The sequence below is a fragment of the Halobacillus sp. A5 genome, assembly GCF_024189315.1.
Classification (GTDB): domain Bacteria; phylum Bacillota; class Bacilli; order Bacillales; family Halobacillaceae; genus Halobacillus_A.
On the sequence record NZ_JAIZEO010000001.1, the window covers coordinates 149,677 to 163,851 of the forward strand.

Annotated in this window: 16 protein-coding genes and 3 other annotated features (1 of these 19 only partly in view); of the genes, 13 read left to right on the forward strand and 3 right to left on the reverse strand. The window is 40.8% G+C overall.

Translation table 11 applies throughout. The features are described 5' to 3' along the window. Positions 1-86: a binding site (T-box leader), on the forward strand; it begins 143 nt to the left of the window's first position. 298 nt (positions 87-384) lie between these two features. The 6 genes from thrS (at position 385) to LF822_RS00800 (ending at position 4,781) form a co-directional block, all read left to right on the forward strand. Next, positions 385-2,331, forward strand: coding sequence for a threonine--tRNA ligase (gene thrS / locus LF822_RS00775; protein WP_253922065.1), 1,947 nt, complete (start codon positions 385-387; stop codon positions 2,329-2,331). 158 nt (positions 2,332-2,489) lie between these two features. After that, positions 2,490-2,614, forward strand: a sequence feature (ribosomal protein L20 leader region). A gap of 80 nt (positions 2,615-2,694) precedes the next feature. Next, on the forward strand, positions 2,695-3,198 hold the full coding sequence (gene infC, locus LF822_RS00780; protein ID WP_145997051.1) for a translation initiation factor IF-3: 504 nt from the start codon (positions 2,695-2,697) through the stop codon (positions 3,196-3,198). Between the two features lie 28 nt (positions 3,199-3,226). Further along, complete coding sequence (rpmI, locus tag LF822_RS00785) at positions 3,227-3,424, forward strand: 50S ribosomal protein L35 (RefSeq protein WP_101844577.1); 198 nt, start codon at positions 3,227-3,229, stop codon at positions 3,422-3,424. A gap of 35 nt (positions 3,425-3,459) precedes the next feature. Next, the gene (gene rplT / locus LF822_RS00790; protein ID WP_253922066.1) at positions 3,460-3,816 is read left to right on the forward strand and encodes a 50S ribosomal protein L20; all 357 of its coding nucleotides are present in this window, start codon (positions 3,460-3,462) and stop codon (positions 3,814-3,816) included. A gap of 66 nt (positions 3,817-3,882) precedes the next feature. Then, entirely contained in the window at positions 3,883-4,155 is a 273-nt protein-coding gene (locus tag LF822_RS00795; RefSeq protein WP_253922067.1) for a DUF1294 domain-containing protein, read from the forward strand. A gap of 44 nt (positions 4,156-4,199) precedes the next feature. Beyond that, positions 4,200-4,781, forward strand: a complete 582-nt coding sequence (locus LF822_RS00800; protein ID WP_253922068.1) for a TVP38/TMEM64 family protein — start codon at positions 4,200-4,202, stop codon at positions 4,779-4,781. Between the two features lie 14 nt (positions 4,782-4,795). On the opposite strand, the gene LF822_RS00805 is transcribed toward LF822_RS00800, so the two are convergent. Continuing rightward, on the reverse strand, positions 4,796-5,194 hold the full coding sequence (locus LF822_RS00805; protein ID WP_256521316.1) for a sigma-w pathway protein ysdB: 399 nt from the start codon (positions 5,192-5,194) through the stop codon (positions 4,796-4,798). A 164-nt stretch (positions 5,195-5,358) separates the two neighbouring features. On the opposite strand from LF822_RS00805, the gene LF822_RS00810 reads away from it, so the two are divergent. Together LF822_RS00810 and LF822_RS00815 are read left to right on the forward strand one after the other, a co-directional pair. Then, positions 5,359-5,841, forward strand: a complete 483-nt coding sequence (locus LF822_RS00810) for a dUTP diphosphatase (RefSeq protein ID WP_253922069.1) — start codon at positions 5,359-5,361, stop codon at positions 5,839-5,841. Positions 5,842-5,921: 80 nt separating this feature from the next. Continuing rightward, positions 5,922-7,007, forward strand: a complete 1,086-nt coding sequence (locus LF822_RS00815; RefSeq protein ID WP_253922070.1) for a M42 family metallopeptidase — start codon at positions 5,922-5,924, stop codon at positions 7,005-7,007. Positions 7,008-7,225: 218 nt separating this feature from the next. Here the strand turns inward: LF822_RS00815 and sspI are convergent, their stop codons facing one another. Beyond that, the gene (gene sspI, locus LF822_RS00820) at positions 7,226-7,435 is read right to left on the reverse strand and encodes a small acid-soluble spore protein SspI (protein ID WP_253922071.1); all 210 of its coding nucleotides are present in this window, start codon (positions 7,433-7,435) and stop codon (positions 7,226-7,228) included. A gap of 77 nt (positions 7,436-7,512) precedes the next feature. Between sspI and LF822_RS00825 the strand changes: the two genes are divergently transcribed. From LF822_RS00825 to pheT, 3 genes are all read left to right on the forward strand, one after another. Next, complete coding sequence (locus LF822_RS00825) at positions 7,513-8,265, forward strand: TrmH family RNA methyltransferase (protein WP_253922072.1); 753 nt, start codon at positions 7,513-7,515, stop codon at positions 8,263-8,265. 49 nt (positions 8,266-8,314) lie between these two features. Beyond that, positions 8,315-8,536: a binding site (T-box leader), on the forward strand. Positions 8,537-8,583: 47 nt separating this feature from the next. Continuing rightward, complete coding sequence (pheS, locus tag LF822_RS00830; RefSeq protein ID WP_253922073.1) at positions 8,584-9,618, forward strand: phenylalanine--tRNA ligase subunit alpha; 1,035 nt, start codon at positions 8,584-8,586, stop codon at positions 9,616-9,618. 15 nt (positions 9,619-9,633) lie between these two features. Further along, positions 9,634-12,063, forward strand: a complete 2,430-nt coding sequence (gene pheT, locus LF822_RS00835; RefSeq protein WP_253922074.1) for a phenylalanine--tRNA ligase subunit beta — start codon at positions 9,634-9,636, stop codon at positions 12,061-12,063. 167 nt (positions 12,064-12,230) lie between these two features. On the opposite strand, the gene rnhC is transcribed toward pheT, so the two are convergent. Next, entirely contained in the window at positions 12,231-13,169 is a 939-nt protein-coding gene (gene rnhC / locus LF822_RS00840; protein ID WP_253922075.1) for a ribonuclease HIII, read from the reverse strand. Positions 13,170-13,303: 134 nt separating this feature from the next. Here rnhC and zapA point away from each other — a divergent pair, with 134 nt between their 5' ends. Both zapA and LF822_RS00850 read left to right on the forward strand, forming a co-directional pair. Then, complete coding sequence (gene zapA / locus LF822_RS00845; protein WP_253922076.1) at positions 13,304-13,588, forward strand: cell division protein ZapA; 285 nt, start codon at positions 13,304-13,306, stop codon at positions 13,586-13,588. 1 nt (position 13,589) lies between these two features. Next, positions 13,590-14,138: a CvpA family protein gene (locus tag LF822_RS00850; RefSeq protein ID WP_253922077.1), complete on the forward strand. Its 549-nt coding sequence runs from the start codon at positions 13,590-13,592 to the stop codon at positions 14,136-14,138. Positions 14,139-14,175: the final 37 nt, after the last annotated feature.

Genomic DNA, 14,175 nt, shown 5'->3' on the forward strand with positions numbered 1-14,175 from the left:
TTAATCTGCGTTAAAGATCAATGAGCCGCAGGATGAAACTGCGGGAATATTTGGGTGGAACCACGAGAAATACGCTCGTCCCTTAGTACTTTAATTGTACTAAGCGACGGGCGTTTTTATTTTTATTAAGGCGATGGTAATTGTCAATGTGGATATTTCATCTAAGCCTCGATATCTGAAGACTTGAATTCGAGTTAAAGGTCCGTTTTGAGGGAGAGATTGGGAACGGCAGGGAAAACAGCCCCCTCATTTCAATGACGGAACTATGAATCGCTTCGGAATCTAGTCTTTTGATCAACTGTCATATTATTGAATAACTTATTAACGTAAAATCAACAACATGGTTTACTATTGCTATTATTAATATAAAAGGAGTGTAAGGTAATGTCAGAAAAAGTTCACATACAATTTCCTGATGGGAATAAAAAAGAGTTTGATAAGGGTACAACTGGAGAAGAAATTGCTCACTCTATTTCCCCTGGTCTGCGTAAACAGGCGTTAGCTATTAAATTAGACGGGGAACCCTTCGATTTAAGAAGGCCGATTCAAGCAGATGGCGCTATCGAAATTTTAACTTATAAAAATCCTGAAGGGTTGGAGGTGCTGCGTCATTCAACAGCCCACCTTATGGCTCAGGCTATTAAAAGACTGTATGGAGAAGTAAATTTAGGTGTAGGTCCTGTAATCGAAAATGGCTTTTATTATGACTTAGACTTAGACGTTTCACTAACACCTGAAGATCTCCCGAAGATTGAGAAAGAGATGCAGCGCATTGTCGATGAGAACCTAGAAATAGAGCGAGTCGAGCTTTCCAGGGAAGAAGCTATTGAAAAGTATAAAGAAATTGGAGATGAGCTAAAGCTTGAGCTCATTGAAGATATTCCCGTGGGGGAGACGTTAACGATTTATGAGCAGGGTGAATTCTTCGACTTATGCCGGGGCGTGCACGTACCTCAAACGAGTAAAATTAAAATTTTCAAACTACTAAACATCTCTGGAGCTTACTGGCGTGGAGACAGTAATAATAAAATGCTGCAGCGCATTTATGGTACAGCCTTTGAGAAGCAGGCCCATTTGGATGAATATTTGAAAATGCTGGAAGAAGCAAAAGAAAGAGATCACCGTAAGCTGGGAAAAGAACTGGGACTCTTTACCGTAAACCAAAAAGTTGGACAAGGTCTTCCTTTATGGCTTCCAAAGGGGGCGACAATACGGCGTAATATTGAACGATATATTGTTGATACAGAAGAACGACTGGGCTATGATCATGTTTATACTCCTGTACTTGGAAGTGTAGATCTTTATAAAACAAGTGGACACTGGGACCATTATAAAGATGATATGTTCCCTACGCTTGAAATGGATAATGAAGATTTAGTGCTTCGACCAATGAACTGTCCTCACCATATGATGGTTTATAAAAATGAATTCTACAGCTACCGTAATCTGCCTGTGCGAATTGCTGAGCTTGGGACGATGCACCGTCACGAAATGTCTGGTGCCCTGGCCGGCCTTCAGCGGGTGCGCGCTATGACGTTAAATGATGCTCATATTTTTGCGCGTCCAGATCAGTTAAAAGATGAATTTAAAAGAGTCGTCCGTTTAGTTCAGGAAGTCTACCGTGATTTTGGAATCGATGATTATTACTTCCGCCTGTCTTACCGCGATCCCGAAGATAAAGAAAAGTATGTGGATAACGATGAGATGTGGGACAAAGCACAGGCCATGTTAAAAGAAACAATGGAAGATATGCAGCTTGAATACGAAGAAGCAGAAGGCGAGGCAGCCTTCTATGGTCCTAAACTCGATGTGCAGGTGAAAACGGCTCTAGGCAAAGATGAAACATTGTCTACTGTTCAGTTAGATTTCCACTTACCTGAGAAATTCGATTTAACTTACGTAGGGGAAGACGGTAAAGACCACCGCCCTGTAGTGATTCACCGAGGCGTAGTTTCTACTATGGAAAGATTTGTTGCTTTCTTAATTGAAGAATATAAAGGTGCTTTCCCTACATGGCTGGCTCCGGTCCAGGCACGCATCATTCCGGTTTCGGCAGATGTTCATCTTGATTATGCCAAGAAGCTTGAAGATCAGCTGCGCGAGGCAGGGGTAAGAGTTGAGGTTGATGAGCGCGATGAGAAAATCGGTTATAAAATACGAGAAACTCAAACCCAGAAGATACCTTTTGCTTTAGTAGTAGGAGATCGCGAAATGGAGGACAATGGCGTAAACGTCAGACGCTATAGTCAGCAAAACTCTGAATCAAAATCTATAGATACGTTTATAGAAGAAATTCGTAATGAAATCGATCAGAAATTATTAAACAAGTAAAAGAATAGGCCGTGTTCACGGTCTTTTCTTTATATTGTATTGATTTTTTAATAAAGATGTTTTACTATCTATAAGGGCAGCATGCCATACATTGTAGCAAGGATTGACACGAGCCAGTGAGCATGCTATTATAGTTTAGGTAACTGAATGAACGGATCTGAGACAAGAAGAAGCACCCGCTTCTCACCTGATCGACGCTTTAGAGCAGTTGGCAGGTTACTAATCCTTTTACTTGATAGGAGACGTGTGGGTGCAGTATGTGTACCTGCACTTTTTTTATGGGATCAAACTACTTGTCGATGACGGATCTTATATAAGGTTTCTAAAATATGTTGGAGGTGTCTAGTTATTAGCAAAGATAACATGAATGTTAATGAGAAAATTCGTGCACGTGAAGTACGCCTCATTGATGTAAACGGCGAACAGCTAGGTGTTAAATCAAAAAATGAAGCACTCGATATTGCTGCGAATGCAAATCTTGACCTCGTTATGGTTGCGCCTAATGCGAAGCCTCCGGTCTGCCGCATTATGGACTACGGAAAATACCGTTATGAGCAGCAGAAGAAAGAAAAAGAGGCTCGTAAAAACCAAACAACGATTAAGATTAAAGAAGTTCGACTCAGCCCGGGGATTGAAGAGCATGACTTCAATACGAAGCTTCGTAATGCCCGCAAGTTCCTAAGCAAAGGCGATAAGGTGAAAGCTTCTGTACGTTTCCGCGGCCGTGCCATTACACACAAAGAACTGGGCCAAAAAGTTCTTGATCGTCTGGCTGAAGAGTGCAAAGATGTTGCTACAATGGAGACCAAACCTAAAATGGAAGGTCGTAATATGTTTATGATGCTTGCTCCGATTAACGAGAAGTAAGCAATACCAGCTGAAGGAGGAAATTGTAATGCCTAAAATGAAAACCCACAAAGGTTCTCAAAAACGTTTTAAGAAAACAGGTAACGGAAAGGTGAAACGTTCTCACGCGTTCACAAGCCACTTGTTTGCGAATAAATCTACGAAGCAAAAGCGTAAACTGCGTAAAGCTACGTTCGTATCTGCCGGAGATTTCCGTCGCATTAAGCACATGCTTCCGAAGAAATAATATTACAAATTAGAATTATATAGGAGGGAATTCCCATGCCACGAGTAAAAGGTGGAACAGTGACACGCAAACGTCGTAATCGTGTCCTTAAACTAGCAAAAGGTTATTATGGTTCAAAGCACGCTCTATTTAAAACAGCAAAACAGCAAGTAATGAAATCAGGTCAGTACGCGTACCGTGACCGTCGTCAGAAAAAACGTGACTTCCGTAAGCTTTGGATTGCACGTATAAACGCTGCGGCACGTATGAATGATATTTCTTACAGCCGTCTTATGCACGGACTTAAGCTTGCCGGAATCGAAGTGAACCGCAAGATGCTCGCAGACCTTGCTGTCAATGATGAAAAAGGCTTCTCAAGTCTTGCAGAACAAGCTAAATCTGCTCTTAAATAAGTAAACAAAAAGTCATTTCCGTTCGGTAGGGAATGGCTTTTTTTATATTGAAATGGAGTTAGTGAGATGGAATTAACTTTAGTGATTTTTAGTTATTTAGGTATTCTAAATGTGAGTTTATTTATCGTTATGGGCTATGACAAAAGCCAGGCGGTAAAAAGGAACCGCAGAATTAGTGAAAAAACAATATGGATGCTGGCTTGTGCAGGAGGAGCTCTGGGGGGATTTGCCGGTATGGAGATCTTCAGACATAAAACAAAGCATACTTCGTTTAAAGTTGGCATGCCCTTACTAGTGTTCGTTCAGGCGGGATTTATTCTATGGGTTCTATTGTTCTAAAGAAATAAAATAGTCATAGGCTGTAGGTAGGAGGTGCAAACTTCATGAGTGAAGCTTCTTCTGCACTGCTTGGCTGGATTGAACATCAAGGAATCTGGGCACCCCTTTTGTTTATAATGGTTCATTTGCTCCGTCCGTTTTTCTTTTTGCCGGTAATGCTTGTTTGTATTACTGGAGGTGTATTGTTTGGACCAGTTGCAGGCACTGCTTATTCCGTAATTGGTACGCTGCTGTCCAGTCTGCTGTTTTACCGGATGATCCGTCTTGTGCCATCAGGGTTTAAAAAGCTGCGGACCATGTATGGGCACAGGAGTACGCGTAAAACAAAGCTTACGGTTAAGCAGGTTGCCATTCTCCGTCTTATTCCATTTATCCATTTTCATTTACTGTCATACTATTTAATAGAAAGTAGTGTAGACTTTAAAGATTATGCTAAGTCCTCGTTCCTGGCAAACATCCCTTTGGCAGTTGTTTACACGACTATGGGACAGTGGATCAAAGTTTTTTCTGTTCCTCTGCTTATTGCTTTTATTAGTATTCTGCTCTTATGTTGTTACATGATAAGAAAAAGATCGGAAGTATTCGTTTGGAAAGAATTCTTCCAACCCAGTGAAGGCCGCTGTTAGCGGTCTTCTGTGTCTTATTCGGATAATGGCTTTATATTTAACCGGTTGATGGGATACTTCCATTCAATTTTTGAGTATGGGTAATGTATAAGAATTTGTTCCTCCAGAAAGTATAAGTCTTCTCTCTCAAGCCCTTTTAATTTTGCAGGTTCTTTCGCTGATACATAAATAGTAAGAACCTCAAAAGCATTTTCTGTAGCTCCTAAATACTTTTCCCCTTCGAATAGTATACCTCTGTACGTCATAATAAAATTATGCTTCGTGTTCTCAGGATCATCATGGAAGTAGAATTCTTTATTATGTTGAGCCTGCTCTAATTTCCTGTGAGGATCTGTATAAAATTTAAATACAGTATATACGATGACGGCAGCAGCGATCACCAGGAGGATTCGAAATAAGATAACCATTATCATGAAGATCGTCTCCCTATTTAATCGATATTACTTCTTCTACGTTCCCGGATGCTTTTTAGTTTCAAAAAATGATACATTTATAAGTGAAGGTTTAGTGAAATTCTATTTTTTCTTAAGCAGCAGTATCAAAGTTGAACAGAACCCTATGAAGGAGTGTTTAGGATATGGATTGGACTACTTACTATAACTGGCAGGCACAGTTAGACGAACACATTATAAAAACTCAAAGCCTGGAAGAGGCTGAAGTTATCGATGATAAAATTTTAGCATTGTATGTTGAAGTGGGAGAACTGGCTAATGAAACTCGATGTTTCAAATTTTGGAGCACCAAGCCATCCAGTGATAAGAAAGTTGTGCTCGAAGAATACGTAGATGGACTACACTTTATTTTATCTTTAGGTCTTGACTTGGATTTTCGCTATGAGTCCGGGTTTCTTACAGATATTTCGAATAAAACCGATGCCTTTTTGAATGTATTTACATCTATTGAGCAATTTAAACATGAACGGAATAAGTCTTCTTATGAGCAGATGTTTGAAGCGTATTTAATTCTCGGACAGTCCCTCGGTATAGCAGAATCAGAGCTGAAGAAAGCTTATGAATACAAAAATCAAATCAATTTTCAACGGCAAAACCAAGGCTATTAAAGCAACTGGATAATTTTTGTTTATTTTCTATGAAAGTTATATAATAAAGAGCAGAGATGAAAAAGGAGGCAATAATTCATATGGCAAAGAACGATGAAACACTTCAAATGCTGAAAGAGCTCACAGATGCTAAAGGTATCCCTGGAAATGAACGTGAAGCAAGAGAAGTCATGGCACGTTACATTTCACCTTTTGCAGATGAAGTATACACTGACAATCTTGGAAGCCTTGTGGCAAAAAAGACAGGCAATAAAAAAGGACCACGTGTAATGGTTGCAGGTCACTTGGATGAAGTAGGGTTTATGGTTACTCGTATTGATGACCATGGGTACATATATTTTCAACCGGTGGGCGGCTGGTGGAGCCAGGTAATGCTGGCCCAGCGAGTAACCATTATGACACGCAATGGAGATTTGACAGGAATTATAGGTTCTAAACCCCCTCATATCCTGCCTGCCGATCAACGTAAAAAACCTGTAGAAATTAAAGATATGTTTATCGATATCGGAGCCTCGAGCCGCGAGGAAGCTAAAGAGTTCGGTGTTATGCCTGGTGATTCAATTGTTCCGTATTTCGAATTCACCCAAATGAAGAATGAAAAAATGCTGCTGGCTAAAGCATGGGATAATCGGATCGGTTGTGCCATTGCAATTGAAGTTCTAAAGCAGTTAAAGGGTGAAAAGCATCCTAATATCGTTTATGGTGTGGGGACGGTCCAGGAAGAAGTCGGTTTACGAGGAGCCCGTACATCAGCCAACCTTATAAACCCTGATATTGCATTCGGAGTGGATGTTGGAATTGCGGGAGATACACCTGGTGTTTCGGACCGGGATGCGTCAAGTAAAATGGGCGAGGGGCCGCAGATTATTTTATATGATGCCTCGATGGTTTCTCATAAAGGGCTTCGGGATTTCGTTACCGATACGGCAGATGCAAAAGAAATCCCTTATCAATTTGACTCTCTAGCAGGCGGAGGAACCGATTCAGGTGCAATTCATTTAAGCCACAACGGGGTACCTGCACTTTCTATAACAGTTGCTACTCGTTATATTCACTCTCACGCAGCAATGCTTCACCGTGATGATTTTGAAAATGCTGTGCGTCTTATTGTTGAAGTTATTAAAGGACTTGATGATAAGAAAGTGAAAGAAATAACATTTAATTAAACTAAGAGGTTGTGACAAACCATTAATCCAAGAAAGACCCGGCCAATTCATTCAAAAATTGACCGGGTCTTTCTGTATTTAAGCAGACGTATCTCGTCTGCATACTTCGTTTTTGAGCGGGTACGGTCCAGGCCTCTTAAATGAGAATAAAAATTAAGGCTGTCGAGAAAGTCTCGACAGCCTGAGCATTCCTTTGAAGTGAAATGCTTACATAACCTTTATTCAGCTAAACCTTTTTCTAAGGTTTCAAGCATCTCCTGACGATCCTGTTCTCCGGATTCCTTCCAAAGCATTTCGAAAAATACACCTAAACCGGGAAGCATTTTTTCTTCCCCTTTTTGAAGAGCATCATCGATTGTTGCTTGTAATTGGTCAGCGTTATGACCAGAAACATTTGAAAGAATAGCCTGTCTTAAATTTAAGTCCATGTGTTCTACCTCCATCTGTGTTTACGTTTAGTTTGACCAATTACGTCCCTCCTATGTATTATAAGGTTGAAAATAAAATGAAATTGAGGTCGGCTATGATTACTTCATTAACCAATCAGAAAGTGAAAGAATGGAAGAAGCTCCAGAAGAGGAAATATCGTGAACGAGAGGGTTTATTCTTAGTAGAAGGAAATCACTTAGTGGAGGAAGCCATTAAGAGTCATTGGACGGTAGAAGAAGTCATACTGCGGGAAGGTATAACTTTCTATCAGTCTGAAGAAGTTCCTGTAACTTATGTGAATGAAAAAGTATTTAATGAAATTGCTGAAACACAAACTCCACAAGGTACTGCAGCCGTTGTAAAAATAAATCCCCATAAATATGAACCTGTTTCATATTCTTTATTAATAGATGCTGTCCAGGATCCCGGCAATTTGGGTACGCTAATTCGGACAGCAGATGCTGCCGGCTATGAGCAGGTTATTGTTGGAAAAGGCTCTGTGGACGTCTTTAATGAAAAAGTGATCCGGGCTACACAGGGTTCAATTTTTCATCTTCCGGTTATTCAGGATAACTTAGAGCATGTTATTCCTAGTTTGCGTGTGGACGGCGTATCCGTCTACGCGGCTACTTTAGAGGATTCAATATCCTACAAACAGTTAGATCCTTCCTCAAACATTGCATTAATGGTGGGGAATGAAGGGAATGGCATACAATCCTCCTTACTGGAAGAAGTAGATCAGAATATCAATATTCCGATTTACGGAAGAGCTGAATCACTAAATGTTGCAATTGCGGCGGCTGTGTTAATGTACCATTTCAAAGTCTAGGGTTGCATTGAGCGAATTCTTTCTCTATAATTATCAACAGTTATATAGTGTAAAAGTGAGGAAAGAGCTTAGTAAATGATTGCGCAAACGTATTTAGGGAGAAATGCCTTAGACTGAAAGCATTTCTGCGTGGCAATGATTGAAGTTTCACTCTGGAGCTGACGCCGGACTGGCGTTCCGGATTTACGTCCGTTATTTAAAGATCTAAGTGGGCACATGCGTGTCAACAAGGGTGGTACCGCGAAACGATAATATAAGTCTCGTCCCTTTTTTCAGGGATAGAGGCTTTTTTTAGTTTATAAAAGGAGGAGCTTATTGATGAAGGAGCGTTTACAAGAGTTAAAAGCAGAAGCTTTAAATAAAGTAGATGAGGCTCGTGAAGTGCAGCATTTAAAAGATGTACGGGTTGAGTACTTAGGAAAGAAAGGTCCGATAACAGAGGTTTTGAGAAGCATGGGTAAATTATCGAAGGAAGAAAGACCGGTTATTGGTCAGCTTGCCAACGATGTTCGTGAAGATATTGCTCAAGCTATTGAAAAAAAGCAGAGTGCATTAGAAGAAGCCGCTTTAGAAAAACAGTTGGAAGCAGAAAGTATCGATGTAACCCTTCCCGGGCGTCCTGTACAAGTGGGAGGGCCGCATTTGCTGACCAGCATCGTGGAAGAAATCGAAGATCTATTCATCGGAATGGGCTTCGAAATAAAAGAAGGCCCTGAAGTGGAAACGGACTACTACAACTTTGAAGCCTTAAACCTACCTAAAGGCCACCCCGCACGCGATATGCAGGATTCATTTTATATTACCGAAGAATTGCTGTTAAGAACTCATACATCACCTGTCCAGGCTAGAACAATGGGCTTAAAGAACGGCAGTGAGCCTGTTAAAATGATCTGCCCTGGTAAAGTGTACCGCAGAGATACAGACGATGCTACTCACTCCCATCAGTTTACACAAATTGAAGGACTTCTTGTAGACAAGCATGTTCGTATGAGTGACTTAAAAGGTGTTCTAAACACATTTGCAAAACAAATGTTTGGTGCTGAACGCGAAATTCGTCTCCGTCCAAGTTTCTTCCCTTTTACAGAGCCTTCTGTTGAGATGGATATTTCATGTAAAGTATGCGGAGGAACTGGTTGTTCCGTATGTAAGGGTACTGGATGGATTGAAATACTAGGTGCAGGTATGGTCCATCCGAATGTATTAGAAATGGCAGGTTATGATCCAAAAGAATACTCTGGTTTTGCTTTTGGAATGGGACCGGAACGAATTGCGATGCTTAAATACGGAGTTGATGACATCCGTAATTTCTACATTAATGATCAACGATTCTTAAAGCAGTACCATAAGGCGTAAGGAGGACAAATAACAATGTTAGTTTCATTAAATTGGTTAAATGACTATATTGACGTAAATGACTATAAACCTGAAGACTTAGCGGAAATTATTACAAAAACAGGAATAGAGGTAGAAAGTGTGAACCCTGTCGCTGAGGCTGCAAAGGGTATTGTAGTGGGCCGTGTGGTTTCTTGTGAGCAGCACCCAAATGCAGAGAAGCTATCATTATGCCAGGTTGATATAGGAGAAGGAATACTTCAAATTGTTTGCGGAGCTCCAAACATTGCTGAAGGGCAAAAAGTACCCGTAGCCACACCGGGAGCGGTTTTACCAGGTAACTTTAAAATCAATAAAACAAAGCTTCGCGGCGAAGTATCAAATGGTATGATCTGCTCACTTCAGGAGCTTGGTGTAGACGAGAAGGATGTGCCAAAAGAGTACCAGGAAGGTATATATGTATTCCCTGAAGATGTTAACTTAGGAGATGATGCGGTTTCTTTATTGAATCTTAACGATATTATTATCGAACTTGGGTTAACACCTAACCGTTCAGATTGCTTAAGTATGGCAGGAGTAGCCTATGAGGTGGCTGCTGCGCTGGGGCGTGAGTATAAACTAGCGGAAGAAGAAGTAGAGACCTCTAATGAAAAAGCGGAGAAGATGGTTAAAGTAGAGGTAGAGGACCCTCAGGCTAATCCGTATTACGGAGCGTTTATTCTTAAGGATGTGAAAGTAGGGAAATCTCCATTATGGATTCAGAACCGATTAACAGCAGCGGGTATTCGTCCAATAAATAACGTGGTTGATATTACGAACTTTGTCTTATTAGAATATGGCCAGCCGCTTCATGCATTTGACTTTGATCGATTTGGTTCTTCCAGGGTGGTCACGAGGCGTGCCCGCAGCGGAGAGAAAATTACAACTCTAGATGACCAGGAACGGACATTGTCGCCGGATCATTTGATCATTACAAATGGAGAAAATGCCCATGCAATTGCAGGGGTAATGGGTGGAGCTGAATCAGAAGTTCAGGAAAACACTACGACCATTTTATTAGAAGCAGCTTACTTTAACCCTGCAAATGTCAGGCAGGCAGCTAAAGATCACGGATTGCGGAGTGAGGCAAGTACACGTTTTGAAAAAGGGGTGGACCCAAACAGGGTGGAACGCGCCGGCATACGTGCTTGTGAGCTGCTTCAGCAATACGCTGGAGCCACTGTACTAGAGGGACCAGCTAAGTTCGATCAGCTTGATCGTTCGGAAAATAAAGTTCAAATGAACTCACTGAAAATAAACGAGCGCTTAGGTACTGAAATTTCAAATGAAGAGATCGCTTATATATTAGAACGCCTTCAATTCACTTATGAAAGTAATGGGGATGAGTTTTTAGTCTATGCACCTACGAGAAGGGGAGATATTGTACTTTTTGAGGACATGCTTGAAGAGGTGGCGCGAATTTACGGGTATGATAACCTGCCATTTACACTTCCGAGCGGTGCGGCTCATGCTGGCGGTCTGTCACTGGAGCAAAAATTAAAGCGTGGAATGAAAGCCTACTTTGAAGGAGCCGGGCTGGATGAGACGATTACGTATTCTCTGACAAGTGAAAAACAAGCTGCCATGCTGGTAAGTAAAGAGGTAGAAGAATTGACACCAACCCCTGTAAAGCTTGCCATGCCTATGAGCGAAGATCACAGTCATATGCGCTTAAGCATATTGCCAGAACTGCTTCAGTCCATTTCCTATAATAGCGCGCGTAAACAGCAGAATATAGCTTATTATGAGCTGGGCACCGTATTTATAAGTCAAGAGGAAGAAGTGACTAAACAGCCTCATGAAATGCTTCGTGCTTCCGGGGCTGTCACGGGAGAGTGGCTTGCCCATCCATGGCAGCAGGAAAAGAAAGTAGTCGACTTCTTTGTTGTAAAAGGAATTGTAGAAGGACTTATGAAGTGGCTTGATCTCGATGTTAAATATACAAAGGCTAAAATAGAAGGCATGCACCCAGGTCGTACAGCTGTGGTTACAACTGCGGAAGAGGAAATCATAGGCTTTGTAGGTCAGGTTCATCCAAAGGTTCAGAACGAGCTGGGGATTAAAGATACTTTTGTTTTTGACTTAAATGCTGAGATGTTAATTGATATCTATCAAAAAGAAGAAGCCTTTGAAACGATCCCTCGCTTTCCAAGCGTTAATCGGGATATTGCGCTCGTAGTTGAAGACTCCGTTCCTGCCGGTCATATTGAAAAAACAATTTATGAGGCAGGGGCACCTTTAGTTAAACAAGTCCGAGTATTTGACGTCTATCAAGGTGAACATTTAGAGGAAGGGATGAAGTCGCTTGCGTATCGTCTTCTTTACCTGGATCCAGAACGTACGCTTAAAGATGAAGAAGTAGAAGCGGCACATGAACAAATATTAAAAGAAGTGAAAGACAAGCATAATGCGGAATTAAGAGCATAAAAAAGCGGGCAATAAGCCCGTTTTTTTATTTTGTAAAGGAAATTATAAAACCACAAACTGTGGATATATTTTTATAAAAGAGTGACATCCAGCTTCAGTGCCCAGATACTCGCGTCATAATCAAACCGGGACGTTCTGCTTATACGTGAGGAAGCCTGCGCTTAAGTTCATTTGAGTAACTTCTTTGCTTTTTCTTTATTGGCAAAATGAATTTTTGCCAACTCGCGAAGTTTATCTTCACCATAAACTTCAATAATTTTTGCAGCAGCTCTATCTACTTTCATTGAAGCACCTTTAGGAATTGGCAAGCCGGTATCCTTCTCCATCTGGTTCATTGCTTTCACAAAACTGGATCGTGCCAGAATGGATCCGACTGCCACAGCAATGGAATAGCTCTCGGCCTTCGTCATAAAGTAAACGTTGTCCTGAAGGTCCTTGTTCTCTGACTGCAGATGTTTTAAATAGACGTCAGGCTGTGAGAATTGATCGATTAGAATTCCCACAGGGTGTTCTGGCTCAATTTTTTTAAGCAGCTTTTCGATGGCCTGATGATGGAGGAGTGTTTTCATTTTTCCCTGGCTCCATCCTTTCTCCTGCCATTGATTATACTTTGTATTATGAAGTCTCATTAAAGTATAAGGTATATTCATTTCGACAATTTGTTTAGCGATTTGTGTAATCTGCTTGTCAGTTAAATGTTTAGAGTCTTTAACTCCAATAGCTTTCAGCTGACCGATCTGATGCTCCTTTATATAAGCTGCAGCTACAGTGACCGGTCCAAAGAAATCACCAGTACCAGCCTCATCCGATCCTATGTGAGAGCTTGTAAATAAGCTATCTTCTGGGTGAAAGCGATGGTTTGATCTGGCTAGACTTTGCTTCGTCTTAATAGAAGGTGAACTGGAATTTCCCCATTTATCTGCTTCAGCCTGGGGGTTTGGTCCTTGAAAAAGTACCTTCCCCGATGAATAACCAGTAATTGTACAATTAGGAGTTTTGGCCGAGAATACCGCATGGGCCGGTGGGTTACTTTTTAGTGAATTACGATAATGATTCTTTACTTCGGTTAATTTACTTTTAGGTAATGTGAGTACAACTTGTGACATGATAAGTCCTTTCATAGTAAATTCTACGTCTAGTATAGCAAAAGAAAGCATTGTAAAGGAAAACAATCTTATTGGTTTCCTATTTGAACGGCTTCATGTTACTATTAAGCGTAGGATATTAGAAACAAGGGGGTATGAATGTGTCCCAATCAGACCAGGAACGTAAACGGATAACCGTTGAAATATATAATCGCTCATACACTGTAATAGGAAAAGAAGAACCACATCATATCCGCATGGTATCTAACCTTGTTGATCAAAAGATGCGGGAAATCCATGATGCGAACCCGACATTGGATACATCTAAACTGGCTGTTTTGACAGCTGTTAATACAATGAACGAGTACATAAAGCTCAAGGAAGAATGTACTGAATTAATAAACTACATCGAGAAGTTAGAGAAAGAGGACGACACTTAACATGATTGATTTACTTATTTTAATTATTTTACTGCTTGGTATTTTTACAGGATTTAAACGAGGCTTTATCTTACAATTGTTTCATCTTATTGGTTTTATCGCAGCATTTATAGTAGGTGTATTGTACTACGATGACTTAGCACCTAAGTTAGTGCTTTGGATTCCATACCCTGATCTGCCGGAAAACAGTTCATGGGCAGTATTTTTAGATAATCTTCCACTTGAAGCAGGATTCTATAATGCTATTGCTTTTGTTATTATATTCCTCGGGGTAAAGATTATATTGCAAATCGTTGCATCGATGCTTGATTTTGTTGCAGACCTCCCTATTCTAAACTCGATCAACGGGTTATTGGGCGGCGTGCTTGGATTTATTCAGCGTTATGTACTGGTATTTATTTTGCTTTATCTTGCTGCACTGGTACCTGTTACATCTGTGCAGAATGCTATCGAAGGGTCATTCACCGCTCAGTTAATCATTGAGCATACTCCTGTCTTGTCTGCACAATTAAAGGATTTATGGATAGAACAAGTGGCAAGTATGTTCTAGCGAAATGGTAAGAAAGAGCCGCTATACAAAATAGCGG

Excerpts from the sequence above, each read along its gene's own strand:
- thrS (WP_253922065.1), top strand. The coding sequence starts at position 385 with ATGTCAGAAAAAGTTCACATACAATTTCCTGATGGGAATAAAAAAGAG.
- infC (WP_145997051.1), top strand. The coding sequence starts at position 2,695 with ATGAATGTTAATGAGAAAATTCGTGCACGTGAAGTACGCCTCATTGAT.
- rpmI (WP_101844577.1), top strand. The coding sequence starts at position 3,227 with ATGCCTAAAATGAAAACCCACAAAGGTTCTCAAAAACGTTTTAAGAAA.
- rplT (WP_253922066.1), top strand. The coding sequence starts at position 3,460 with ATGCCACGAGTAAAAGGTGGAACAGTGACACGCAAACGTCGTAATCGT.
- LF822_RS00795 (WP_253922067.1), top strand. The coding sequence starts at position 3,883 with ATGGAATTAACTTTAGTGATTTTTAGTTATTTAGGTATTCTAAATGTG.
- LF822_RS00800 (WP_253922068.1), top strand. The coding sequence starts at position 4,200 with ATGAGTGAAGCTTCTTCTGCACTGCTTGGCTGGATTGAACATCAAGGA.
- LF822_RS00805 (WP_256521316.1), bottom strand. The coding sequence starts at position 5,194 with ATGATAATGGTTATCTTATTTCGAATCCTCCTGGTGATCGCTGCTGCC.
- LF822_RS00810 (WP_253922069.1), top strand. The coding sequence starts at position 5,359 with ATGGATTGGACTACTTACTATAACTGGCAGGCACAGTTAGACGAACAC.
- LF822_RS00815 (WP_253922070.1), top strand. The coding sequence starts at position 5,922 with ATGGCAAAGAACGATGAAACACTTCAAATGCTGAAAGAGCTCACAGAT.
- sspI (WP_253922071.1), bottom strand. The coding sequence starts at position 7,435 with ATGGACTTAAATTTAAGACAGGCTATTCTTTCAAATGTTTCTGGTCAT.
- LF822_RS00825 (WP_253922072.1), top strand. The coding sequence starts at position 7,513 with ATGAAATTGAGGTCGGCTATGATTACTTCATTAACCAATCAGAAAGTG.
- pheS (WP_253922073.1), top strand. The coding sequence starts at position 8,584 with ATGAAGGAGCGTTTACAAGAGTTAAAAGCAGAAGCTTTAAATAAAGTA.
- pheT (WP_253922074.1), top strand. The coding sequence starts at position 9,634 with ATGTTAGTTTCATTAAATTGGTTAAATGACTATATTGACGTAAATGAC.
- rnhC (WP_253922075.1), bottom strand. The coding sequence starts at position 13,169 with ATGTCACAAGTTGTACTCACATTACCTAAAAGTAAATTAACCGAAGTA.
- zapA (WP_253922076.1), top strand. The coding sequence starts at position 13,304 with ATGAATGTGTCCCAATCAGACCAGGAACGTAAACGGATAACCGTTGAA.
- LF822_RS00850 (WP_253922077.1), top strand. The coding sequence starts at position 13,590 with ATGATTGATTTACTTATTTTAATTATTTTACTGCTTGGTATTTTTACA.